General features: G+C 42.0%; 23 protein-coding genes and 1 riboswitch. Of the genes, 10 read left to right on the top strand and 13 right to left on the bottom strand.

The window, feature by feature from the left end:
* The first annotated feature begins 86 nt into the window (after window positions 1–86).
* Complete coding sequence (locus tag VRK28_RS15495; RefSeq protein ID WP_269408542.1) at window positions 87–374, top strand: hypothetical protein; 288 nt, start codon at window positions 87–89, stop codon at window positions 372–374.
* Between the two features lie 57 nt (window positions 375–431).
* Window positions 432–1,094, top strand: coding sequence for a hypothetical protein (locus VRK28_RS15490; RefSeq protein WP_269408543.1), 663 nt, complete (start codon window positions 432–434; stop codon window positions 1,092–1,094).
* Here VRK28_RS15490 and VRK28_RS15485 read toward each other — a convergent pair.
* From VRK28_RS15485 to glnA, 5 genes are all read right to left on the bottom strand, one after another.
* Complete coding sequence (locus VRK28_RS15485) at window positions 1,091–1,549, bottom strand: Crp/Fnr family transcriptional regulator (RefSeq protein WP_252950664.1); 459 nt, start codon at window positions 1,547–1,549, stop codon at window positions 1,091–1,093. The two genes, VRK28_RS15490 and VRK28_RS15485, sit on opposite strands and share 4 nt — an antisense overlap.
* Window positions 1,550–1,574: 25 nt before the next feature.
* Window positions 1,575–2,960, bottom strand: coding sequence for a nitrogen regulation protein NR(I) (gene ntrC / locus VRK28_RS15480; protein ID WP_055198930.1), 1,386 nt, complete (start codon window positions 2,958–2,960; stop codon window positions 1,575–1,577).
* An 18-nt stretch (window positions 2,961–2,978) separates the two neighbouring features.
* A complete protein-coding gene (glnL, locus tag VRK28_RS15475) occupies window positions 2,979–4,049 on the bottom strand; it encodes a nitrogen regulation protein NR(II) (RefSeq protein WP_332394117.1) in 1,071 nt (356 codons plus the stop codon).
* 80 nt (window positions 4,050–4,129) lie between these two features.
* Window positions 4,130–4,651 carry a DUF4124 domain-containing protein gene (locus tag VRK28_RS15470; RefSeq protein WP_248530289.1) on the bottom strand — a complete coding sequence of 174 codons (522 nt, stop codon included), beginning with the start codon at window positions 4,649–4,651 and terminating at the stop codon, window positions 4,130–4,132.
* Window positions 4,652–4,784: 133 nt separating this feature from the next.
* The gene (gene glnA, locus VRK28_RS15465) at window positions 4,785–6,191 is read right to left on the bottom strand and encodes a glutamate--ammonia ligase (protein ID WP_062566669.1); all 1,407 of its coding nucleotides are present in this window, start codon (window positions 6,189–6,191) and stop codon (window positions 4,785–4,787) included.
* Window positions 6,192–6,699: 508 nt separating this feature from the next.
* Between glnA and typA the strand changes: the two genes are divergently transcribed.
* Window positions 6,700–8,523, top strand: coding sequence for a translational GTPase TypA (gene typA / locus VRK28_RS15460; RefSeq protein WP_269408544.1), 1,824 nt, complete (start codon window positions 6,700–6,702; stop codon window positions 8,521–8,523).
* 387 nt (window positions 8,524–8,910) lie between these two features.
* Window positions 8,911–9,336 (top strand): BLUF domain-containing protein, encoded by a 426-nt coding sequence (locus VRK28_RS15455; protein WP_058583995.1) that lies wholly within the window; start codon window positions 8,911–8,913, stop codon window positions 9,334–9,336.
* A gap of 15 nt (window positions 9,337–9,351) precedes the next feature.
* Here VRK28_RS15455 and VRK28_RS15450 read toward each other — a convergent pair whose 3' ends face one another.
* Together VRK28_RS15450 and VRK28_RS15445 are read right to left on the bottom strand one after the other, a co-directional pair.
* Window positions 9,352–10,443 (bottom strand): MBL fold metallo-hydrolase, encoded by a 1,092-nt coding sequence (locus tag VRK28_RS15450; RefSeq protein WP_332394116.1) that lies wholly within the window; start codon window positions 10,441–10,443, stop codon window positions 9,352–9,354.
* A gap of 133 nt (window positions 10,444–10,576) precedes the next feature.
* Entirely contained in the window at window positions 10,577–11,233 is a 657-nt protein-coding gene (locus VRK28_RS15445) for a DUF2959 domain-containing protein (protein ID WP_054563456.1), read from the bottom strand.
* Window positions 11,234–11,319: 86 nt separating this feature from the next.
* On the opposite strand from VRK28_RS15445, the gene VRK28_RS15440 reads away from it, so the two are divergent.
* From VRK28_RS15440 to dtd, 3 genes are read left to right on the top strand one after another with little or no spacing between them, the layout of a single operon-like run.
* Window positions 11,320–12,192, top strand: a complete 873-nt coding sequence (locus VRK28_RS15440; protein WP_054563457.1) for a virulence factor BrkB family protein — start codon at window positions 11,320–11,322, stop codon at window positions 12,190–12,192.
* Window positions 12,193–12,217: 25 nt separating this feature from the next.
* A complete protein-coding gene (locus tag VRK28_RS15435; RefSeq protein ID WP_332394115.1) occupies window positions 12,218–13,171 on the top strand; it encodes an alpha/beta fold hydrolase in 954 nt (317 codons plus the stop codon).
* Window positions 13,159–13,596: a D-aminoacyl-tRNA deacylase gene (gene dtd / locus VRK28_RS15430; protein WP_130167197.1), complete on the top strand. Its 438-nt coding sequence runs from the start codon at window positions 13,159–13,161 to the stop codon at window positions 13,594–13,596. The genes VRK28_RS15435 and dtd overlap by 13 nt, the downstream gene beginning before the upstream one ends.
* A 169-nt stretch (window positions 13,597–13,765) precedes the next feature.
* On the opposite strand, the gene VRK28_RS15425 is transcribed toward dtd, so the two are convergent.
* Entirely contained in the window at window positions 13,766–14,455 is a 690-nt protein-coding gene (locus tag VRK28_RS15425; protein ID WP_054563460.1) for a spermidine synthase, read from the bottom strand.
* 228 nt (window positions 14,456–14,683) lie between these two features.
* On the opposite strand from VRK28_RS15425, the gene VRK28_RS15420 reads away from it, so the two are divergent.
* Complete coding sequence (locus VRK28_RS15420; RefSeq protein WP_054563461.1) at window positions 14,684–15,577, top strand: bifunctional GNAT family N-acetyltransferase/hotdog fold thioesterase; 894 nt, start codon at window positions 14,684–14,686, stop codon at window positions 15,575–15,577.
* Window positions 15,578–15,619: 42 nt separating this feature from the next.
* Here VRK28_RS15420 and VRK28_RS15415 read toward each other — a convergent pair whose 3' ends face one another.
* From VRK28_RS15415 to dapA, 5 genes are all read right to left on the bottom strand, one after another.
* A complete protein-coding gene (locus VRK28_RS15415; protein ID WP_054563462.1) occupies window positions 15,620–16,657 on the bottom strand; it encodes a phospholipase A in 1,038 nt (345 codons plus the stop codon).
* Between the two features lie 186 nt (window positions 16,658–16,843).
* Complete coding sequence (locus VRK28_RS15410; protein WP_130167198.1) at window positions 16,844–17,962, bottom strand: succinylglutamate desuccinylase/aspartoacylase family protein; 1,119 nt, start codon at window positions 17,960–17,962, stop codon at window positions 16,844–16,846.
* A gap of 5 nt (window positions 17,963–17,967) precedes the next feature.
* A complete protein-coding gene (locus VRK28_RS15405) occupies window positions 17,968–19,173 on the bottom strand; it encodes a PLP-dependent decarboxylase (RefSeq protein WP_130167199.1) in 1,206 nt (401 codons plus the stop codon).
* A complete protein-coding gene (locus VRK28_RS15400) occupies window positions 19,173–19,913 on the bottom strand; it encodes a 2,3,4,5-tetrahydropyridine-2,6-dicarboxylate N-succinyltransferase (RefSeq protein WP_054552405.1) in 741 nt (246 codons plus the stop codon). The genes VRK28_RS15405 and VRK28_RS15400 overlap by 1 nt, the downstream gene beginning before the upstream one ends.
* A 14-nt stretch (window positions 19,914–19,927) precedes the next feature.
* The gene (gene dapA, locus VRK28_RS15395; RefSeq protein WP_332394114.1) at window positions 19,928–20,812 is read right to left on the bottom strand and encodes a 4-hydroxy-tetrahydrodipicolinate synthase; all 885 of its coding nucleotides are present in this window, start codon (window positions 20,810–20,812) and stop codon (window positions 19,928–19,930) included.
* Window positions 20,813–20,949: 137 nt separating this feature from the next.
* Window positions 20,950–21,146, bottom strand: a riboswitch (Lysine riboswitch).
* Between the two features lie 183 nt (window positions 21,147–21,329).
* On the opposite strand from dapA, the gene VRK28_RS15390 reads away from it, so the two are divergent.
* Both VRK28_RS15390 and VRK28_RS15385 read left to right on the top strand, forming a co-directional pair.
* A complete protein-coding gene (locus VRK28_RS15390) occupies window positions 21,330–22,025 on the top strand; it encodes a DNA-3-methyladenine glycosylase I (RefSeq protein WP_054563466.1) in 696 nt (231 codons plus the stop codon).
* A gap of 8 nt (window positions 22,026–22,033) precedes the next feature.
* Complete coding sequence (locus VRK28_RS15385; RefSeq protein ID WP_269408550.1) at window positions 22,034–23,446, top strand: protein adenylyltransferase SelO; 1,413 nt, start codon at window positions 22,034–22,036, stop codon at window positions 23,444–23,446.
* The last annotated feature ends 409 nt before the right edge of the window (window positions 23,447–23,855 follow it).

The raw sequence follows: 23,855 nt of genomic DNA, 5'->3' as shown, positions 1-23,855 counted from the left end.
TGGGTACACTGCGCGCGTTTGGAATTGGTGTACAAATTGCTAAATGCATGTCCGTTTCATTTTTTATTCGTTCAGGAGAAGTTGTAATGGGCGTAAGATCAGCGCTAAGAAAAGAGTTAATGGGTTTGCAAGATTCGTCATTGCTTGCTGCAGATGATGTGCGAGCTTTGTTAACGCAAACAATTAAGTCTCAGCCTGAAAAATCAGAACAAGGTTTTGCGTTAATTTCGCGCTTTAATGATAACCATAGCCAGTTAAGTTCAGGTGAAACAAATAAAGAAAAACTGCTTAAGCATCAAACTCACCGTTTATTTAAAGATATTCTATATACCCGTCAAAGTGTTAATAGTTGGCTAAAAAAACATCTTAATTAATTGATTTATTGTTTTTCTCACTTTAGACTACATTTGTAATCCAAAGTGAGAAAGAACATGAAAAGGATAATTTCAGCAGCCATATTTTTAATTTTGGCAGGTTGTCAGCAAGCTACAGTCTACGTATACACAGAAAACCTTGAACAGTCGCAGTTGCAATCATTAGAGCAAGCATTAGATAAACAAAGCTTACCCTATGAATATACCCAGCTTCCTGTGCCAAGAGAGTTTACTGATGCAACCTTAATGCTATCGAGCGATAAAATTCTCACTCATGAAGCCGAGCAACTAGCTGAAATTATGCAGGGACTGGGTTATCAAGCTGAAATTAAGTACACCACAGATGCCAATCACTTTTACAATCATGGCAATATTGGCTTTTACTTAAGAGCTAAAAATATCACCACCAGTTTTACTATGCCGGCTCGTGTACTCACCACTGGATGCGTTGAAGACAAGTATAATGATCTTGCAGTTACATTTAATGATAAGCAGGCGCACTTTACCCTTACAAGTGGTAGAAAAGTCTCCCTAGATTGGGATTATTTATATGGCTACCTAGTCATTTATTATAAAAATTATTCGCAAACATACAGTCATTTAACGCCAGAAGTGAGCACTCCTTTTGGTATGAAACCATCAGATACTTACCGTTACACGGCACGTGTTAATAGCCCAAGTTGGTTAAATTGCTCATTACAAATTGTGTATATGGACTAGCTTCGCGACTCAAGGTAATTACTAAGCTTAGTAATACGCTCACTCATGCCTTCGATGATGCGATCTTTAATTTTCTCGCGGATCACATTGGGTAAGCGGGTAAGTGCTTCAGGGGTGATAGCTAACAAAATGGTATCAACTTTTGCGCGTGCACTGGTACTGTGCTCGCGGCTATTGATAAAAGCACCTTCACCGATAAATTCGCCGGGCTCAATGGTACCAAGTTCGAGTAAATGACTTTGTTTGAATACCATCAGTGAGCCGCTTAGCACGATATAAAGCCGTTTATCAGTATCGTATTGTTTGAAAACAGCGCGGCCTTGTTTGACCAAATATAAATGACTGAATGACTCTAATAACACTTGTCGTTCACTGAGAGTAAACTCTCTAAAGAACGACAATCTGTTAATAATTTCCATTTGTTTAATTAGTGGAATGTGCTCGATTAACTTCATTGACTCACATAGGTATAGCGCGAAATTAGCTAATATTGCGCTCTTTTAGCTTGCGGGTCAATGTATTGCGGCCCCAACCAATCTTCACTGCGGCTTCTTGCTTGTGGCCAGCACAATTGGCAAGGGCGGTTTTAATCAAACGAGTTTCGAGTTGTGCTTGAATGGCAGGCCAAATATTTTCTTTGCCTTGTTTAAGTTCAAGGTTAAGCCATTGTTGAAATGCATCCAGCCAATCACCTTCTTGCTCAGTCGGTGTAACAGCAACAATCTCTGGTGGTAAATCTTGCTCGCTGATTAGCTCACCCGGTGCCATAACCGTTAACCAGCGGCAGGTGTTCTCTAATTGGCGCACGTTACCTGGCCAATTGAATAAGCGCAGTTGCTCAGTAGCTTTAGGGCTTAAAATTTTGCTTTCAACCTGCAGCTCTTTGGCGCTTTTATGTAAAAAGTGTTGTGCTAGTCGTTCAATATCTTCAGTACGCTCACGTAGCGCGGGTAAGCGTAAACGCACCACGTTTAAGCGATGGAATAAGTCGTCACGAAACTTACCTTGTTTTACCAAGTCTTCGAGGTTTTGGTGCGTTGCAGCGATAATACGTACATCAACTTTAATACTTTGATGGCCACCAACACGGTAAAACTCACCATCGGCTAACACGCGTAATAAACGCGTTTGTACATCGAGCGGCATATCACCTATTTCATCTAAAAATAAAGTGCCGCCATTCGCTTGTTCAAAACGGCCTTTACGAATACTGTCGGCTCCAGTGAACGCGCCTTTTTCGTGACCGAATAACTCTGACTCGACCAATTCTTTTGGAATGGCAGCCATATTCAAAGCTATAAATTGGTTTTCTTTACGAGGGCTGTGGTTATGCAGGGCACTTGCAACTAGCTCTTTACCTGTCCCTGACTCACCATTAATCAGCACGCTCATACTTGATGCTGATAATTTACCAATTGCCCTAAACACCTCTTGCATAGCAGGCGCTTCGCCTATGATATGCGCATTGGTTTGTGGTGCTTGCTTACGTTTAGTTTTTTTCGTTGAATTAGCACGGCATGCGCTTTCAACCAGCGCGACAGCTTCATCTAAATCGAACGGTTTAGCGAGATACTCAAATGCCCCTTTTTGGAAGGCATTCACCGCCGAGTCTAAGTCTGAGTGAGCGGTCATGATGATCACTGGCAGGCCAGGGTTTTGCTCAGCAATAGTCTCAAGTAACGCCATGCCGTCCATACCCGGCATTCGTACATCAGATACTAATACCGTTGGCTGGCTAAACTTTAATGCATTAAGCACATCTTGTGCGTTCGCATAGCTTTCAGTTTCAAATCCTGCACGTGCCAACGCTTTCTCTAGTACAAAGCGAATTGAGGCATCATCATCAACTAACCAGACTGTTTTCATGACTACTCCAAAAAACCATTAATCCGTAAAAGGCAAATAGATATTAAATTCTGTATGGCCTGGCCAACTGTCACAATCAATGTGGCCGTCATGTTGGTCAACCAAGGTTTGCGCTATCGATAAACCAAGCCCTGATCCATTTTCTTTGTTGGTGATCATTGGGTAGAACAAGGTTTCACGTAAGCTCTTGTCTATACCTGGGCCGTTATCCGAAATTTGGATCAGCAAGGTTTTTTTCGGCGCCTTACCTGGGCGCCTGTGTTGATGATTGATACGGGTTTTTATTCTTATCTCGCCACCATCAACCAGTGCCTGTTGTGCATTACGAATAATGTTCAGTACCACTTGTTGAATTTTACTTTGGTCAATGTACACACTCGGTATACTTGGATCATAGTCTTTCACTAAAGTGATATTGGCATTGTTATCTAACATGCTCAGTTTAATCACTGACTCTAACGCTTGGTGAATGTTGCCATAGGATTTATGTGGCAATTGATTCGGACCAAGTAAGCGGTCTACAAGCTCGCGTAAACGGTCTGCTTGTTCAATGATTAATTCGGCACATTGATCACGTTCTTGCTGATCAACCTCATACTGCAATAATTGCGCCGCTCCGCGAATTCCACCTAAAGGATTTTTAATTTCGTGTGCTAAACCACGAATTAGGTTACGTGCTGCTTGATATTGATGCATTTGATTCGAAGCTTGATCGTGGCGAATTTCATCATCCATTTGGCGGCATTCAAACAAAATATAATTTTCATCATGGCTGCTTATTCGGCGCGTGCTAATGGTCAGTTTGGCATGGCGTGAATCGACGAAAACCACGTCAGCTCTATGCTGGTGGCAATCAACACCATCGAACAACGAATACTGAGCAATGCGTTTTAAGTCTATCGAGTGGTAATTGAATAGGTTATCGAACGGTTGGTTGATAATGCGCTTGGGCCCTAAACCTAAAAGCTCACTGGCGCTATCGTTTGCATAAACCAGTTTAATATCTCGGTCGAGTAAAATGACAGCAGTACTTAAATTTTTCCAAATACTGTCGAGCAGTTCAGAGTTAAAATGTGTTTCACTGAGCATGGTTGCACCATTTTAGTGCGTTTCAATTTAGTGCAGCTTAGCATACTCTTTTTACTTTGCGAGAAGTCATGTCAAAAACCTTAGTTTCCGCCATAAATTGAGGTTCTGTGCATGAAAAAGGTGCTGACTGGGCTAACCGAAACGAGTTTATTATTAGCATCATAAAGTTTAGCTTGTAATGTGTGTTCTCCACGCTCGACCTCTCTTAGTGCAAAGGTCGTGCTATTACTTGGTGCACCATGAGGATTGCCATCAAATAAAAGTTGTACTTTAAATCCGTTTTCAAAGCGTGGGCTAATTCGAGCAGTGACATACACTGAACCGGTATTTTCTCGCACGGTCGCTTCATTAGCAGGAGAAGCAATACTGACTTTAAATTTGACAGGTGTCGCACTTGGTGCGCTATCAAGTATGCTGGTGTCGGTAGCTGGCATGGTCAGGTTTTGGGTATTCATCTTTACTTCGGTAGCGCCAGGGCGCGGTGTATCAGAAAATACTAAAACGCCGTTTTTATCTTTCCAAGAATACACTTTCTGCGCTGCGCTATAGCCAAAAAAGCTTATAAAAATCAGCGATAGTACCAATAAAGTTGTGCTTTTCACCCTGCAACCCTGCATTTTTTAATCTAAATAAAACTGTAGAGTAGAACCCGCTCAATTACCATTAAAAAAGCCCGCAGAGCGGGCTTGAGAACACACATTTATTATCTTTCAGATAATTCTGGTACAGCGTGTGTTACACGCTGTAGTACATTTCGAACTCAACTGGGTGAGTTGTCATGTTAAGTTTTTCAACTTCTTGACCTTTAAGCGCGATGTATGCATCGATTAGGTCATCAGTGAACACACCACCTTGCGTTAAGAACTCACGGTCAGCGTCTAATGATGCTAGTGCTTCAGATAAAGAAGATGCAACTTGTGGGATCTCAGCTGCTTCTTCAGCAGGTAGATCGTATAAGTCTTTGTCCATTGCATCGCCAGGGTGGATCTTGTTTTTGATACCGTCTAGGCCAGCCATAAGCATTGCAGAGAATGCTAAGTATGGGTTAGCTGTTGGATCAGGGAAACGTACTTCGATACGACGTGCTTTTGCAGAAGGCACCACTGGGATACGGATTGAAGCAGAACGGTTACGTGCAGAGTATGCAAGCATTACTGGTGCCTCGAAACCTGGTACTAGACGCTTGTATGAGTTAGTTGACGCGTTAGCGAATGCGTTGATTGCTTTAGCGTGCTTGATGATACCACCGATGTAGTAAAGTGCTTCTTCAGATAGACCTGCATATTTGTCACCAGCGAAGATGTTTACGCCATCTTTACCTAGAGATTGGTGACAGTGCATACCAGAACCGTTATCACCTACGATAGGCTTAGGCATGAATGTCGCTGTTTTTCCGTAAAGGTGAGCCATGTTATGGATAACATATTTCATCTCTTGGATTTCGTCAGCTTTTAATACCATTGTATTGAAGCGAGTTGCGATCTCATTTTGACCTGCAGTTGCTACTTCGTGGTGGTGAGCTTCTACTACTTGACCTAGTTCTTCAAGAACTAAACAAGTCGCTGAACGCCAGTCATGTGATGAATCAACAGGTGAACACGGGAAGTAACCGCCTTTAACACCTGGACGGTGACCCATGTTGCCACCTTCGTAATCTTTATCTGAGTTCCAAGCAGCTTCTACAGAATCGATTTTGTACATAGAACCAGACATGTCTGATTTGTATTTAACGTCATCAAAAAGGAAGAACTCTGGCTCTGGACCGAATAATACAGTGTCAGCAATACCAGTAGAGCGCATGTACTCTTCAGCGCGTTTTGCAACAGAACGTGGATCACGCTCATAACCTTGAAGTGTTGAAGGCTCAACTACGTCACAACGTACGATTAGTGTAGCTTCTTCAGAAAATGGGTCCATTTTCGCAGACTCAGGAACAGGCATAAGTACCATGTCTGATTCGTTGATACCTTTCCAGCCAGCAATTGAAGAACCGTCAAACATTTTGCCGTCTTCGAAGAAATCTTCATCAATTTGATGATGAGGAATAGAAACATGCTGTTCTTTACCTTTGGTATCAGTAAAGCGTAAATCAATGAACTTAACGTCATTTTCTTTGATAAAATCTAAAACCGATTGTGACATGTGTCCTCCAATTGTTGGGTTTTATTTTTTGCTGCATTATTGCTTTTCGCTTATATAAGCTGGTTTCGTGCCATTTTTTTAACACCTTGTTTAGACTTACAAAAAACAAACAAGGCTTTGTTTTGTTAACTTCTATTGCACTAAGTTGGTGCGTAAAAAGATCATTCTGGTGCGTAAAAAGTGCGACCTTGTTTTGCACAATTATTGAGCGTGCCAATTTTTCTGTTATGAACACGATTTAGTGCCAAAATATGGTTCAAAAACGAAAATTTCGCCAGTTTTGAGCTAAGATTCACTTTAATTTTCATAAATTTGTCATTTATAAAACAGATACTTATAAAAAGCCTGAAGAAAGTTTATAAATTTATATTGGATAAACTTTCATCCATGCCATTATTAAGGGATAATATGCGCCCTTTTAAATCCTATGCTGGGACATCTGGTGAAAACGCAGGTGAGTGCGTAGATCTTGCAGGATCAATGAGATTCAATTTCTCTGAGAAAAAATATGAGCATCGAAAAGTTAAGAAATATAGCGATTATCGCCCACGTTGACCACGGTAAAACAACTTTGGTTGATAAACTGCTTGAGCAATCAGGCACATTAGAAACGCGCGGCGGTAACGAAGAGCGCGTAATGGACTCAAACGACATTGAGAAAGAGCGTGGTATTACCATTTTAGCTAAGAACACAGCTATCTCTTGGAACGACTACCATATCAATATCGTAGACACCCCAGGACACGCCGACTTCGGTGGTGAAGTAGAACGCGTACTTTCGATGGCTGACTCAGTATTACTACTTGTTGATGCTCAAGAAGGTCCAATGCCGCAAACGCGTTTCGTAACGCAAAAAGCATTCGCACAAGGTTTAACGCCGATTGTTGTAATCAACAAAATCGACAAGCCTGGTGCACGTCCTGACTGGGTTATGGACCAAGTTTTCGATTTATTCGATAACCTAGGTGCAACTGACGAACAGTTAGACTTTAAAGTAATCTATGCATCAGCTATCAACGGCTGGGCAACAATGGATTTAGACGAGCCATCAGATAACATGGAACCAATGTTCCAGATGATCGTTGACGAAGTATCTCCACCGGATGCAGATCCTGAAGGTGCTTTCCAAATGCAAATTTCTCAGCTTGACTACAACTCATACATCGGTGTTATCGGTGTAGGTCGTATCAAGCGTGGTACTGTTCGTCCTAACCAACAGGTTACTGTTGTAAGCGCAGACGGTACTAAGCGTAACGGTAAAGTTGGCCAAGTAATGAGCTACTTAGGTCTTGAGCGTCATGAAGCAGAATCTGCAGGCGCAGGTGACATCATTGCAATCACAGGTCTTGGTGAGTTGAAAATCTCAGACACTATCTGTGATGTAAATACCGTTGAAGCATTACCACCGCTAAGCGTTGATGAGCCTACAGTAACAATGACGTTCTCTGTAAACACATCACCATTTGCTGGTAAAGAAGGTAAATTCGTAACTTCACGTAACATCCTTGAGCGTTTACAAGCTGAGCTTGTTCACAACGTTGCATTACGTGTTGAAGAAACTGACAACCCAGATAGCTTCCGTGTTTCTGGTCGTGGTGAGTTACACTTAGGTATCTTAATCGAGAACATGCGTCGTGAAGGTTACGAGCTTGCTGTATCTCGTCCACAAGTAATCCTTCGTGAAGTTGATGGTCAAAAAGAAGAGCCATACGAAACACTTACAATCGACTGTCAAGAAGAGCACCAAGGTTCTATCATGGAACAAATTGGTCTTCGTAAGGGTGAACTAACAGACATGTCTCCAGATGGTAAAGGCCGTGTACGTATGGACTTTATGATCCCAAGCCGTGGCTTAATTGGTTTCCAAACTGAATTCATGACATTAACGTCTGGATCTGGTCTTCTTTACCACACATTCGATCACTACGGTCCACATAAAGGCGGTACTATCGGTGCTCGTAAGAATGGTGTAATGATTGCTAACGCAACAGGTAAAGCACTTACTAACGCATTATTCAACTTACAAGACCGTGGTAAGTTATTCATCGGTCACGGTGTTGAAGTTTACGAAGGTATGGTTATCGGTATCCACAGCCGTGACAATGACCTAACAGTAAACGCGCTTAAAGGTAAGCAACTTACAAACGTTCGTGCATCTGGTACAGATGAAGCACAAACGCTTGTTCCACCACTAAACTACACGCTTGAACAAGCGATTGAGTTCATCGATGATGACGAGTTAGTGGAAGTGACACCTGAGAACATCCGTATTCGTAAGCGTCACTTAACTGAAAGTGAGCGTAAGCGTGCGAGCCGTCAAGCTAAAGACTAATAAGGTCTTTTAGTTTCACAAAATTAAAACCGCCGTATTGAAAAATACGGCGGTTTTTTGTTGTAATGATTAGCCGTCAGCCGTCAGCCGTCAGCCGTCAGCCGTCAGCCGTCAGCCGTCAGCCGTCAGCCGTAAAAAATCGAGAAGTTAGATTTCAGAAGTCAGATATCAGTTGATCGAGAGGGTGGTTTTATTTTTTATGTAATTACACAAACAATCTTGTTGTTGAGGAAATGTATTTTAATTTGTTCTAACCACTAACCACTAACCACTAACCACTAACCACTAACCACTAACCACTAACCACTAACCACTAACCACTCGCAACTTTTTACTAACTCCCCCATCTGTACTATCTTTTCTAAATCCAACTTGCAGGAGAGTAAGATGTATTTAGTTAGACTGATTTACACAAGTGAAATTAGCGATGGGTTTGGGCCCAATGACATCGAAGATATTCTTGAGAAAGCTAAGCAGAATAATGCAGAAAGTAATGTAACTGGGCTACTTTGTTTTAATAGTTCTCACTTTATGCAATGCCTTGAGGGGTCACGAAAAGCAGTTAATGAAACTTATCATCGTATTCTTAATGACAAACGTCATCGCAATATCATCATGCTGAACTATTGTGAAATTTATGAAAGAGAGTTTGAAAATTGGTCTATGGGTTACATTCCTTACACTAAACAAGTGACCCCTATTAACCTTAAGTACTCAGGTACCAGCGAATTTAACCCACTAGCCATGTCAGCAGGAAGCGCCCATAAACTTATGTTGGCTTTACGGGACTCATTGCTCAAACATACTATGTAGGGCTTGCAAGTGTCACTACAGTGACACTTGCTCACCTTCATTTAAAATGTAAAGAGGAACTTGGCTGTTCATCTGTTTTTGCATTTGCAGTAATCTTAATAATGCAGAGTGACTAGAATGGTCGCCCATTTGCCAGCTTGAGTTGCCATAACCCCACGGGATCATCACTTTACAGCTTAGCTCTTCTGCCGCGTTTAATGCATCTTCAGGTGTAGTATGAACATAACGATACCACTTACCATCTTCTTCATGGTAGTAGGAAGCAATTGGCATTAAGCACACATCAATCTCGCCGTATTTTTGATTAATATCTTGAAAGTGTTTTGAGTAACCGGTATCACCAGCAAAAAACAAGGTTTTACCATTTTGCTCAAGTAACCAACCATTCCATAAATCTTTATTGTGGTCGTCATAAATGAAAGGCACCATTATACGACTGCTAAAATGATGAGCTGGCAGTGCATGAATCGTTAAATCATTAATTTGTGTACTTGCGTACCACGCCATTTCGGAAATATTAAAGCCACCCGTCGGGAAGTTATCTGCAAACCCTAATGGCACTAAGTAGCGGGGGGTATTGCCAATCTCTTCTATATCCGCCTTGTTAAAATGGTCATAGTGAATGTGTGAGTACATTACTGCATCTAAGCCATTAAGTTCAGCTTGTGATGGCCAAAAACCAGGTTTGCGATACATGCCCCCAGCAAGCTTAAAGGCAAAGTCTACGGGCGAATCAAACTGATCTTTAACAGGGTCAAACAACAGCTGCTCACCATTTGGTGATTGAATATAAAACCCAGCATGACCTAACCAGCGCACCGTAAACCCTGAGTTGATTGCAGGCACATGTTGTTCTGCATGAAACTCGCATTGTGAGTTGCTGTCGTTGCACACAAGGAGTTCTGATTCTTCATAGCAATTGTCTGTGCAGGTTGTTGGGTATTCTTTATCACCCGGATAAAGGTTGTGGTAGCGACCTTCGTACTCACCCTCGGTTTTTAACGGAGTGATAGTGCCTTCACCGGCAATAATATTAACAGTGTTTGAATTACTGCATGCACTTAAAAGTGCTACTGCAATAAGTGTTGAGAGTGTTTTTAAATGCATACCATGTTTACTTTTTATTCTTTGCCGTGAGTTTAGCAAAATAAAATTTAAGATAAATCTTTAAAAAGTAACAAGAGGTTACACAAAAAAGCCTACGTTTAAGTAGGCTTTTGTTATGAATAGCTTGAGTTGATTAGCCCGCTTTGTTCATTTGCTCAATGAACTTATTAGAGTCTTCGATAGATTTGTTCATGTCGTCCATTAACACTTTTATATCGCGTTTTAGGCTTGTGAACTCACCTTTGATAGCAGTTACAGCTTGTGCGTTTAGATTATGTTTTAAGTACAAAACATTATCATGAAGTGATGATAATACCGGCTCCATTTTGCTTTCTGCGCTGCGCATAGAGCGAAGTAGTTGATCAAATTGGCGCTTAGTTGCATTGAGCTTTTTGCTGCTTTCACGTTTAAGAGAGGCGCTTTTGTATTGCTCTAGCTCATCGGCCCACTCATCAAATAGCGCTTCAGCTACATCTTCTACTTTATTGATATTGCTTGTTACGTCGTTTGCTGCCGCGAGGCTCGACTCGTAATCATCATTCAGTTGATTGTAGGCATCTTGTAGTTCACCACCATCAAAGTTAATCAGCGTGGTTAATCTGTCTAATGCTGATTGAAACTCTTCTTGTGATTCTTGCTGTGCTTCTTTTGTTTCTTCTACGCGGTCTACTAAAATGTCGCGTTTATGCACACCGACAGACTCCATGGCTGAGTAATAAGCTGACTGACAGCCTGATAATGCCATTGTTACTGCAAATAGTGGTGCACTTAAAAGTGTCAGTTTTTTCATTGAGAATCCTTTTTAGGTACCTTTCATTTCAAATTATGTGGTGGATTGCTATGATTATCAAAACATTTTAGCAGAAATTAGATTCTATGGATGAGAAGCTCAGTCGATATAAGTTGCAATTAAGCACTTTTTTAAAGCAACAACCTACTTGGTGGATGCAGTATCTCAATCGCTGTATTGACGATCAAATCACTGTTAATGCTGGGTACTTGGCTTATGTAACCTTATTATCAATCGTGCCTTTAGTCGCGGTTGGTGTTGCTATTTTTTCTGCTTTTCCAGGATTCGAAAGCACGTTAGTGACCATAGAAAACTTCTTGTTTACTAACCTTGTGCCGACCTCTACAGATGTAATTAAAGAGCATATCAGTGCTTTTGCCGGTAATGCGAATAAAATGACTGCTGTTGGTGTGGGTTTTTTAGCCGCTGTATCTTTGTTACTTATTCGCAATGTCGATGCTACATTAAATCGAATTTGGCGTATTAAGAAAAAGCGCCCAATGATGATTTCGTTTGCCGTTTATTGGATGGTGCTTAGTTTAGGCCCTGTGTTATTAGGGGCTAGTATTGGTGTTACTTCATACATCGTGTCGTTAGTGTCGTTTGCCGATCAAGGTATCCCCGGCTTTAGCGGCTTTTTATTGAAATTATTACCTTACATAATTTCAATGATTGGCTTCATTATGCTCTATACTTTAGTTCCTAACACACGAGTTCCATTTAGAGCGGCAATTCCGGGCGCTTTGTTTGCAGCTATGTTGTTTGAGCTGACAAAAAAAGGCTTTGCTTTGTACATCAGCCACTTCCCATCATACGAAGTTATTTATGGGGCGTTGGCGACAATCCCTATTTTATTTGTATGGGTGTATTTGTCGTGGATTGTCGTATTACTCGGTGCAGAATTTACTGTATGTATCAGCCCTGAGAATATCGAGGACACGCCTGATATAGAGGTTTAAATTCACTGCACCTAAGGAGAGCGAGGTGCAGTTACATCCACAATATGTTGCCAACCGTGATTATCACTTAAGTGTTGGCGATGGTCATCAAATCCATGTGCAAGAATATGGTGCGTCTACAGGGATTGCTGTGGTGTTATGCCATGGCGGGCCTGGTGCGGGTCTATGCCCTGAAAATTGCCGCTTTTTCGACTTAGAACGTTTTCGAGTGATCATGTTCAGTCAGCGCGGTTGCGGTCACTCAACCCCGCATGATATCTCTCAAAATACCACCTCAGAATTAGTTGCCGATCTCGAGTATTTACGCCAGCAACTGGGTATTGAAAAGTGGCTGGTGTGTGGTGAGTCATGGGGTGCCACTTTGGCACTTGTCTATGCTATTCATCACCAAGAGCATGTTGCAGGGCTTATTTTACGGGCTAGCTTTTTAGCTTGTAACAGTGACTTCGAGTGGCTTTACACAACAAAAGGAGCCGGCGCGCATTTTTACCCTGAGTGCTTTAATGAATTTGTACATGATTACACTGATTGGCGTGCCTTACTCGACTTTTATCAGCAGCAACTAAACAATGATGATCAAATTAAAGCCAGTAAATTTGCTAAGTTATGGTGTCATTGGGAGCAGGTGCTATGTCATGGTGAGCCGTTAACAAACTGGAGTTTACAGGAGCCCCATGTCGGGTTAAATCAAGCAAAGTTAATGGTGCATTATTTTCGTCATCACTGTTTCATTGACGAAGGCTTTATCGCAGAAAATGCCCATCTACTGACTCATTTACCTATTTGGTTTATTCATGGCCGCGCCGATTTGATCTGTCGATATAGTGCCGTACAGCAGCTTGCTGAACAGTTAAATGCACAATTATTGATTTTAGATGGCATTGGGCACAGCAGCGATAATCAGGTATATTTGGCGGCAATGCGACGTGCCGCAGATTTAATGTATATCAAGTTATCGAGGGATCAATGCAAGGCTTAATTCAAAGAGTAAAACAAGCAAAAGTAGAAGTGGCAGGCGAAGTAGTTGGTGAAATTTCACAAGGTATTTTGCTGCTATTAGGTGTTGAAAAACAGGACACCGAGCAAAGCGCCCAGAAGCTTTTACACAAAGTCAGCAATTACCGCATTTTTACCGATGAACAAGGAAAGATGAACTTAAGTTTGAATGATATTAAGGGGGAGCTTTTAGTGGTTTCGCAGTTTACCTTAGCAGCCGACACTAAAAAGGGTATGCGTCCAAGCTTTTCAAGTGCTGGCACGCCAGAACAAGCCAATACGCTCTATGAGTATTTTATTGCTGAGGCTAAAAAAGCGGGCTTAACAGTGGCTACCGGGCAATTTGGTGCTGATATGCAAGTAAGCCTATGTAACGATGGTCCCGTTACTTTTAATTTGTCTGTGTAATACCAACCCGCAATAATACTTAATCATTTTGAGGGATTAAACCTGTCGCTAACTGCGTTAAAAATCTCTCATTTAGAACAACTAAATAACGAAATTTTTGCCTTGTTATCAACGAGGTTTTATTGCCTCAAAATAGACTACTTAATTAAGCGGATTGGTATAAGTATTTTTATTTTTTGATCATCACGATGTGATTCACGTAGTCGGGGATTTTTACAATGCTTGGGCGCTTGCCAAACTCGGTGATTAGCAGGTGCTCAAGTTGTTTTAGTTGCGATGGGTGATTAGATAAAAAATTAATGAACAACAAGCCATCTTTTGCCATCGCAGCTCTTAGCTTGGTGTAAAACTGGTGCTTGTATAAAAATAATGGCGCATCTACCTCACTGAATAAATCTAGGATAATCCAATTGTATTCGTTGTTTTGCTCTAATACTTGCTGCGCATCAAAACAGTGCAGATTATTGGCATGGTCGCCACCAAAGTAACGTTTATAGCAGTGAATTATGTCGGGGTTTTTATCAACCGATGTCAGTTGGCTGTCAGGGTAGGTGTGCTGTAAGTAATTACGAATAGCACCACCGCCTAGCCCTAGTTCTAAAATCTTTTTAGGTTCCTCTAAGTCTTGCCAAAGCTTTGCAAGGTATTGTAAATGCGGGAAAAGTAATCTGGCAGGTCGGCGTTTTTCAATGACCGATTGCAGAGTTTCATTGATCAATAACCAGCGTAATTGGTTAAGTTGCCTAACTTGAATACTGTAATTGCCTTGTTTATGCCAATAGATGAGTTGCCCTAATCGGTGGCAGTCCTCAATAAAACTATGTTTTACTGCGCCACTGGGTTCAAGAAAATGTTCCATATTTCGGGCCTTTAGCTATTTATTTATTAAAATAATACAATTATTTCAGCATAGACCAGCAGGCTTAAAGTGCAATTGTGCATTAGTTTTTACAGCCAAGAATAATAATTTAGGCTGGGTCACCAAAGTATTATTCCAACTTGTTAGAAGATCGCGTATCGTAATTCGCATTCCAAAGGCCACGACAGAAAAACAACAGACAGTGGCTGAATTATCACAGGAGTTTTTATGTTTAAAGTGACCACCCCACAAAGCAGCGAAGATTGGCAAGCGTACTATTCATTACGTTGGCAGGTTTTAAGAGCACCCTGGGGCGAGCCGCGTGGTTCTGAGCAAGATGACTTAGAACAAGACGCAGAGCACCGCTTTATCAAAAATAATGACGGCGAAGTATTAGGCGTAGCGCGCCTGCATTTTAATAATCATCAGCAAGCGCAAGTTCGTTATATGGCGGTTGCTGAAGGTAATCGTAACCAGCATATTGGTAGCCGTTTATTACATGAATTAGAAAAAATCGCATGGACTCAAGATGCTGACGAGCTGGTATTGTTTGCTCGTGAGCGAGCCCTTGATTTCTATAAGCGTCATGGCTACGAATTAAAAGAAAAAGCGCACCTTGCCTATGACGATGTACAGCATTGGAAAATGGTAAAACAAAAGCCCTCTGAGCCGGGTTGGTTCCGTCATCCAAACTGGACACAAGTACTGCAAAACACGTGGCGTGAGTCGATCCCAATCAGTGATGCGATGGGCATTAAAGTTGAAAGCTATACCGATTGGCAGTTTACTACCCGCGCAGACTTAGATGCGAACTTAAACCTTCATAACACTATGTTTGCGGGTTCAATTTATAGTTTAGCTACCTTAACAGGGTGGGGCGCAACTTACCTTGCGCTGAAAGAAGCAGGCCTTGAAGGAAATATCGTGTTAGCTGATGCCAACATTAAATACCTTAAACCACTCAATAACGACCCTCGTGGTAGTGTTGAGCTGGCTGGCTGTAAAGGCAAATTAGCGGATTTAGAAGACAGTGGCAAAGCAAGCTACCATGTGCCGGTTAATGTGTACGATGGTGATGTGTTAGTAGCAGAATTCGAAGGTCACTTCATCGTTAAAAAATAACGAAAATAAAGAGCGAGCTAACTAAAGCTCGCTCTTTATCAGCTAAAGCAAGTCAGTTAATAGAATACCCACACCAAAACGTTCAATATCGGCGTTGTAATCAATCAAGCTCTCACCATAACCATTAAAATATTGTGCGTAGCCACGTAATCGGCCCCAAAGAGGGAAAGACCAATCTAATTGGATTGCACCACGGTTATCTGAATTTAAGTTATTACGGGTCATAAAGCTAAATTCATGCTCGTTGTAACGGTATGCACCCGAGAACTCAAAGTAACCCATGTATTTATAGATGTCTGGATTATCATCGCCACGGGCTTCTAGCTCATCGTCTTTTTTATCTTCAGGAATGCGATACCAAGGCTTAAAGCTAAATACAAAGCCATCTTTTTCCCATAGGAAATCGGCATAGATACGGTTCCATGAACGTGAATTAGGTTGGCTGCGGCCATTCGATTGATGTGAAGCACCAATTGCAATTGCCATTTCATCGCCCCAAAGCACATGCTCAGGATCAAGGTAGTTCACCCAGAAGATCTCTGGTTCGTAATTTGTTTCACGAAACGGTGATGAAATATCTTTGTTGTAGAACTGCCAAAACGATTGCATGGTAAACGCAAAGAATACGCCCTGATCTTTATCTGAAAAGCCTTCGAAGATAGGCACTTTAATTGAAAGTTGATATTTCACTTCAAGATTATCAAGTGGCTCGCCATCAGTTTGCTCAGCAAGATCTTTTAAACCATCAAAAGGACGTTCATTCGGGTTAGATACGTATGAAAGCGGTAATATGTAGTTACGCTTATGTGGGGTGATCACATTACGGTTTTTCTTACTCACTTCTTCACGAGCTTTACGCTTGTCTAAAGCGGTGAGCTTTTTACTCTCGTCTAAGTCTGAGCATTTTTTACGAAGTTCTTCGAGTGTTTGTTTACCGTCACCGCCAATCGCTTCGTTTAAAATACACTGCTTTACGAGTTCTAGCGCGTCATCTTGTTCGTTAGTTTGTGGTTGTTCAGTTTGAGCAAATACAGGTACAGAAAATAAGCCAGCTGCTGCCAGCCAAATGCGCCATCCCATTGCAGTTCCCTTTCAGTAGACTTGTAAGTAGGTATAATTATAACGATTTTTACATAAGTAACCGTGAACTTGTACTGAATTGTTGAAATTTTAGGTAAATAGAGAGCCCCAAGCTAAGCTTGGAGCCCTGCTGTAACGGCCTAAGGGCATAAGCCGTTGACTCTCACGCAATGAGAAGGGATGAGCTTATAGCTCAAATACGTTGGTAAAAAACTTATAAAGTTCGGTACCTTGATTCACGCTTGCTGAAGCAAAATGCAAAATAGCAATGGCGTCTTTATCAAAGCTTAATGTTTGTAGCGGCTGCTCAGAAAGGTAGCGCTCCATTCTTAAAATATGGGCGATAGGCTCGCCTGCTTTAATATGGCCGCCCAGTGGGGCAAGGTATTCAACCATGCCACCCATAGGTGCATAGTAAGCTACATAATCTTCAAGCATGCAGGCATAGCGTGTCATCGCTTTTGGTTGATACGCTGCATCAACTAATACCTCTTTGTGATTGAGGTAACTTAAAATGCTATTTGCATCTTCAAGAGCCGCACTTAAATCGATTTTCTCTTGGCTACCTAGCTCAACAGTGAATGCTTCGACTTGAACAGCAAATTCACGGTCTTGTTTGGCAAGCTCTTCAGATAGTGACCACCATGGGCAGAAACTCGCTTCATCCATCGCGCCATCAAAATCACTTGGGATCAGTAACACATGCTCGATGTTGAAGTAGCTTGCGCTGTCTTTGGCGTATTCAGGGCAATATAAGTGCTTACTCGAGATAGGCCCAGTGTGAAGGTCTAAAACAATATCAGCCTGATGGGCAAGCTTTTGCAAGTTAAGGGCAATACGCTTACCCGTTGTTAGGCTGTAATCAGGACCCGTTAATTGACTGTCGATGTCAGCAACGAGTGCCTGTTTAAACGCCGCTTTAAGGGTCGTATCATCACTGTCTTTATGCTGTTCAGCAATCTGTGACGGTAACGCTTTATTAAAGCGGTACATGCGGTTCCAGTTGGTGCCCGTGATTGGGTCGAAGCGACCTAAAGTAAACTCACCTGATTTTTGGTTGCAACCAATAGGGTTGGCATAAGGCACTAGGGTAATATCGCCACGCAGCTTGAGTGATTTTAGCTGCTCAAGCAATTGATAAATTACTGCATTACCTTGTACTTCAGCGCCGTGCATATTGGCTTGTATATACACGTTTGGGCCTGTGCCATCGCCTTTTAAGCGATACACAGGAATTGTCAGTGGTAGGCCGTTGGCAATCTCGCCAACCACAATATTCTCTTGGCTGATTAACTCTTTACTCATGGCGATTACCTTAAATAATAGCTGGCATCTTCAGCGCTACGAATGCACTCAATATTGCCTTGTTCAAGGATGTATTCAGCCGCTAATTCGTGGCATAAAAAGTACGGCATGCTTTCGGTAAAGCCGTATGCACCACATTGGCTGAATACCAACCAGTCTTGCTCATTTAAATCGCTCGCTAATTGGTGATCACCTAAGCAATCAAGGGCGGTGCAAAGAGGGCCGTATAAAGTCATTGCCGCAGGCTCAGCCGTTGACTCGCGTAGTAATGCCGCAGGAAAATCTTGGCTTGTTACAGCAGGGCGAAGTAAATGGTTAATACCGCCTGATAAAATCACTTGTTGTTGATTGTAATTCTCTTTGCGCTCAACAACCGGCGTTGCGTAATGGCCGCATTCGCCCACCGCATAGCGGCCAAGTTCCATCCAAAGCTCTTTGACACCAGCATCTGCTTTAATAGCCGCAAGAGTCTCGATAAGTGCAGACCAATCGAGTCGGTTAGCATCTTGCGTATAAGGAATACCTAAGCCACCCCCTAAATCGAGAATATTAAGGTTAATATTTATTGAGCTTGCTAGCTGTTGTAATGGCGCAATCATCGCACGCCATAGCTCGGCGAGCTTGTCAGTACTTAGCATATTGCCCCATTGGAAAATATGCAGACCATCAAAGCTAAGAGCTGGGTAATCACTTACAGTGAGTGCTTGCCACTCATCACAGCCCAAACCAAAAGGAGTAAGGCTATCGCCACCAAGAGGGTTCTTTTCGCTGTCTGGCCAGCGAAGTTGTACGCGCAATAGAACTTGCAGCTGACAATTTGCTTTTGTTGCTTGTTCGTTTAACCAGCGAACTTGGTTAATGCTCTCGGCCACGAAGGTACGTACGCCGCGAGCAATAAAATGTGAAATTTGTGCAGGGCTCTTTGCAGGCCCTGTGTTGAGCACGCGCTCGCTATCGATGCCTTGAGCAAGTACTTGCTCAAGTTCACCTTTACTTGCAACATCAAAGTTAAACCCTGCGCTGTCTAAACATTGAATAATGCGAGACAGTGGGTTGGCCTTAACGGCATACCAAAGTTTCACATCGGTTTGCGCAGTTAGTTGATTTAAATGTGCAGTTAATTTATCTAAATCATAGATAAAAAATGGCGTATCAAGATGTGTTGAAACTTGTTCAACAGCTTGCTTGATGGGCGTGCTCAAAAAGCTCATTAACGTAAAACCTCTTCTAACAGTAATGATGCATCGCTTTGTTCATCACGGTATTTCACGATCAATGCACAAGACATGCTTAGACCTTGCTCGCGAGCCCATGCATTTGAAGCAGGGCGAGAGCCTGGGATCACAATCGCGTTTTCTGGGATGGCTTCACCTTTGTCTAGCTGGCGTTCGTTAACGCAATCGTAAACAGGAATAGTTGCCGATAAACGAACACCTGGCGCAAGTACAGCACCTTTTTTCACGACCACACCTTCAACAATAACGCAGCCTGCGCCGATGAATGCGTCATCTTCAATAACCACAGGGCTAGCACCAATTGGCTCTAGTACACCACCTAATTGTACTGCAGCACTTAGGTGAACATTTTTACCCACTTGTGCGCATGAACCCACTAATGCGTGGCTATCGACCATAGTGCCTTCGTCGATGAACGCGCCAATATTCACATATGCTGGTGGCATGATAATGGTGCCTTTGGCAACGTGTGCGCCACGGCGAACACTGCTACCACCTGGTACCATACGCACGCCAGCATCGGCTGCAAAGCCTTGTGGTGCTAAGTTGTGCTTATCAACAAAACCACCTGGGAACTCAGTATTAGTGCCGTTTTTAAAGGCTTCTAAAATGCCTTGTTTAACTTCAACATTGGCGTGCCAGTTGCCGTTCTCGTCTTGTGTTGCTGCGCGAACTGCGCCTGATTCTAAGTTGTTTAATAATTCTAACCAGCTCATGATAAAACCTGTTTTTAGTTCCAAGATAAAATAGTGTTGTTTGCGTGGGTGATGCTGTCTGTTTGCTCAAGCTCTAAATGCGTAAGCGGCGGACGTAAATGCGGGGTATTTATTTTACCTTGCAGGTGCATCAGTACTTTTACGGGGATTGGGTTTGCCACAGCGAATAAACTTTGGATTGCTTGCGACCAATCGGTGAATAGATTTGGGTATTGACCACTTAAACTGCGTTTAACAAACTCATGGGTTTGACTCGGCCAAGCATTCGCGGCAACCGAAACTAAACCTTTTGCACCCGCTTGAGCAAAATATGGCATAAGTGCATCATCGCCACTGAAAATAGCCAGTGTTGGTGATGCCGTTCTAAAGCCTTCAAATTTGCTAATGTCGCCACTGGCTTCTTTTAAGGCCCAAAGATTTTTGTGCTCAGCAAGGTTTGTGATCACCTGCGGTGAAATCTCAACTGCACTGCGCCCTGGTACGTTATACAACATACATGGGTGATTACTTGCGTTAAGTAGGCTTTCAAACCAATGTGTTTGGCCAACAATCCCAGGTTTTGCATACAGAGGTGAACCTAACAGGTAGCCATGAATAGGTAGTTGGTTGCAGTATTCAACCCAAGCAATTTGTTGCTTAAGGTTCATGCCGCCCACAGCAACCATGAGTGGGACACTTGGTGCTAATTGACAAACATGTTCAACAATGGCTTGTTGCTCTTTGAGTGAAAGCGCCAGTCCTTCACCGGTACTGCCAAGCAATAAAATGCCGTTATTTGCATCTTGCTGCTCCGTAACCAGTTGTTCAAGGGCCGTGTAATCGACCTCGCCAGATTCAGAAAATGGCGTGACAAGCGCTGTCCACAATGGATAGTCGTTTAAATCAAAATTGTTGATCATCTCTCACGAACTTATAGGGTATTCGAAGAGTTTATGCGGGAACATTTGAATGGAGCCGCATGTCGTCGTTCGAACAAGGTATAATTCGAAGAGCGAATGGGCTTAAAATAATAAAGACGCGAAGGCCTTATTATACTAAGACCAGAAGCTCTCCACCAAACTAATCAATAGCGCTTTGCTATTGTTGGTGACAGTCGCTGGGATTCAGCCCAGTCGCCCGAAATAAGCACCTCACAAACGGTGTTACTTCTCGGCGTTAATTCCCCTCACGTATGATCAACAGAGTCTGTGCTCTTCCCATACGCTACCTGAATAACGCACCTCTTCCAGCCCTTTATGCTCGCTTTAAAGGTTAAAGCCAACATAGTTAAATAGGGTATTGGCGGCGATTAAAGCATTTTAGCCATCTAGGTGTCAAGGCGAAGGATTTGTTTTTTAGTGACCGATTTTGCAACATGGTTACGTATAAGCGTGTTTTTACGTACACTTAGCGTTAACCAAATAAATTGGAAAAATGATGGAAAAATTTAACGATATTTATCAGCGAGCCGTATCTCGAAAAGGCAGCGAAGAAATGCTGCATGCATTGTTATCAAACCCGCTCGATGATACTGATATTGCCAAAATGCATGACGATTTATGGTTAGAAGAGTTTACGCGTAAAGTCTTTCAAAGCGGTTTTTATTGGTCTGTTATCAATAATAAATGGGCTGGTTTTCGTGATGTGTTTTGGGATTTCAGCGTAGAAAAGTTGTTGATGATGCCGCCAGATATGCTTGAGCAAAAAGCCAGTGATGAGCGAATTGTTCGTAATTTTAAAAAAGTACAAACGATCCCAGAAAATGCGTACATGATCCACGAAGTTGCCGAGAAACATGGCAGTTTTAGCCAATTTATTGCAGATTGGCCAACTGACAATATTATTGGTTTGTGGGCCTATCTTAAAAAGCATGGTGCGCGTTTAGGGGGAAATACTGGCCCGTACGCTTTGCGAGCGCTTGGTAAAGATACCTTTTTGCTTTCTCGCGATGTAGAAGCTTATTTGCGTGCCCATGAGTTGATTGATGGCGGCTTACAAACTAAAAAGTCATTACAAGCAGCACAAGATTTTTTCAATGAATTACAACAGCAAAGCGGTTACAGCCTGCAGGCACTAAGCCAACTAGTGGCCTATGGTGTAGGCGATAATCGTGTAGGTGTCGCAACACGTTAAGGACAGTTATGAAACTGCAAACCCGATACACAGATATTAGTGAACTGCTTGCTATTAAAGATATGCCTAGCGCCGTTGCTAAGCCGCAATTACTGCTATTCAATGACAAACTCGCTGATAATTTTGCGATTAATCACGACAGCGATTTTTTAGCTAAATTGCTATCTGGGTCAGCAATAGATAAAGATGTTGCACCAGTTGCACTTGGTTACTCAGGTCACCAATTTGGTCATTTTTCACCGCGTCTTGGTGATGGCAGAGCACATTTGCTTGGTGCTATTACAGATCAAAATGGCACGCAGTGGGACTTACAGTTAAAAGGTGCAGGAGCAACGGTATTCTCACGTGGTGGTGATGGTCGCTGTGCTATTGGTCCAGCTGTACGAGAGTACATTATGAGTGAGGCACTTCATGCGTTAGGTATCGCTACTACGCGTTGTTTAGCTGTGGTTACAACTGGCGAAACGGTATATCGCCAGCCACCTCGCCCGGGTGCAGTTGTCACTCGCTTAGCTAAAAGCCATATTCGTGTTGGCTCATTTCAATACTTAGCTACACAAGGTGATATAGAAGGGCTAGAAAAGCTAGTCGATTATGCAGTTGATTGCCACTTTCCTGACATCAGCAGTAATGGTGAGCAGCGTTATATTGAATTTTTAACCGCCGTACTCGATAAGCAAATTGAGCTGGTTATCAGCTGGATGCGAATTGGCTTTATACATGGCGTTATGAATACAGATAATACTTTGATTAGTGGTGAAACCATTGACTATGGCCCCTGCGCGATGATGAATCAGTTTGACTTAGACACGGTGTTTAGTTCGATTGACCATCAAGGGCGCTACGCATTTGGTAATCAGCCGAATATTGCCAATTGGAATATTGCGCGTTTAGCTGAAAGCTTAATTCCTTTATTTACAGATCAAGATGCTGCCGTTGAGCAACTCTCACCGGTTGTGAATGGTTTTGCTGCTAAATTTAATGATGCATTTAATACTATGTGGCAGCAGAAATTAGGATTAGCAGGTCAGCAAGAAGGCGATCACGCTTTAGTTTCAGAGTTACTGGGGTTAATGAAGCAGCACCAACTTGATTACACCAATACTTTCAATGCACTTACTGAATCTTTAGTGAAAGACTTTGTTATAGATTCTAATTTAAAAGAATGGGTTTCAAAATGGAGGCTCAGAACATCAGCTGAAAGTTACAGCATAATGCGAGCCGTTAATCCTGCAGTCATTCCGCGTAATCATAATATTGAAATGATCTTGGCTGAGTATGAAAAGGCAGGATCTAGTTCATCAATCAATGAGTTTTTAAAAGTTATTCAAAAACCATATGAGTATGAGGAAAAATTTGCCGCATGGTATCAACCTCCGAAAGAAGGTGATTGTAATTACCAAACTTTTTGTGGTACTTAAGGGTTAATCTTTATGGTTGATAACAATTGTAAATGCTCATTTTTTTAAATCTGAGTGTTCGTTGATTGAGCAAGTTAGCTGCCAGTGTTATGATTTATATCAATAAAATAGCACTAAAGTTTTGCTTTTTAACGAAAATTTACAAATAAAGTTGCTTTCAACTTGTTGATTTAAAAATAACCAATATAATAATGTAATTGGGAATGGACTTTTATCGGTTTTGAAGTCAGTAGATTAGGCTGAATCGACTTTCACCTAATCATAACAAAGCGATCTAAAGGCATTGTTACGCAAAGTTATTTAGATAACCTATTATTTGGGTAATTGACTGAAATTACTCGGCAAGATTTTTGTTCTGTACCGAGTTCGTTAAGTTTTGATTAACTATTAGTCGACTACTCTGTTTAAA

Origin of the sequence: Pseudoalteromonas sp. P80D2 (assembly GCF_036680945.1) — a bacterium.
GTDB lineage: Bacteria > Pseudomonadota > Gammaproteobacteria > Enterobacterales > Alteromonadaceae > Pseudoalteromonas > Pseudoalteromonas shioyasakiensis.
The sequence above is the reverse complement of the archived record's forward strand: the minus strand, read 5'-3'. Positions and strand labels throughout refer to the sequence as shown.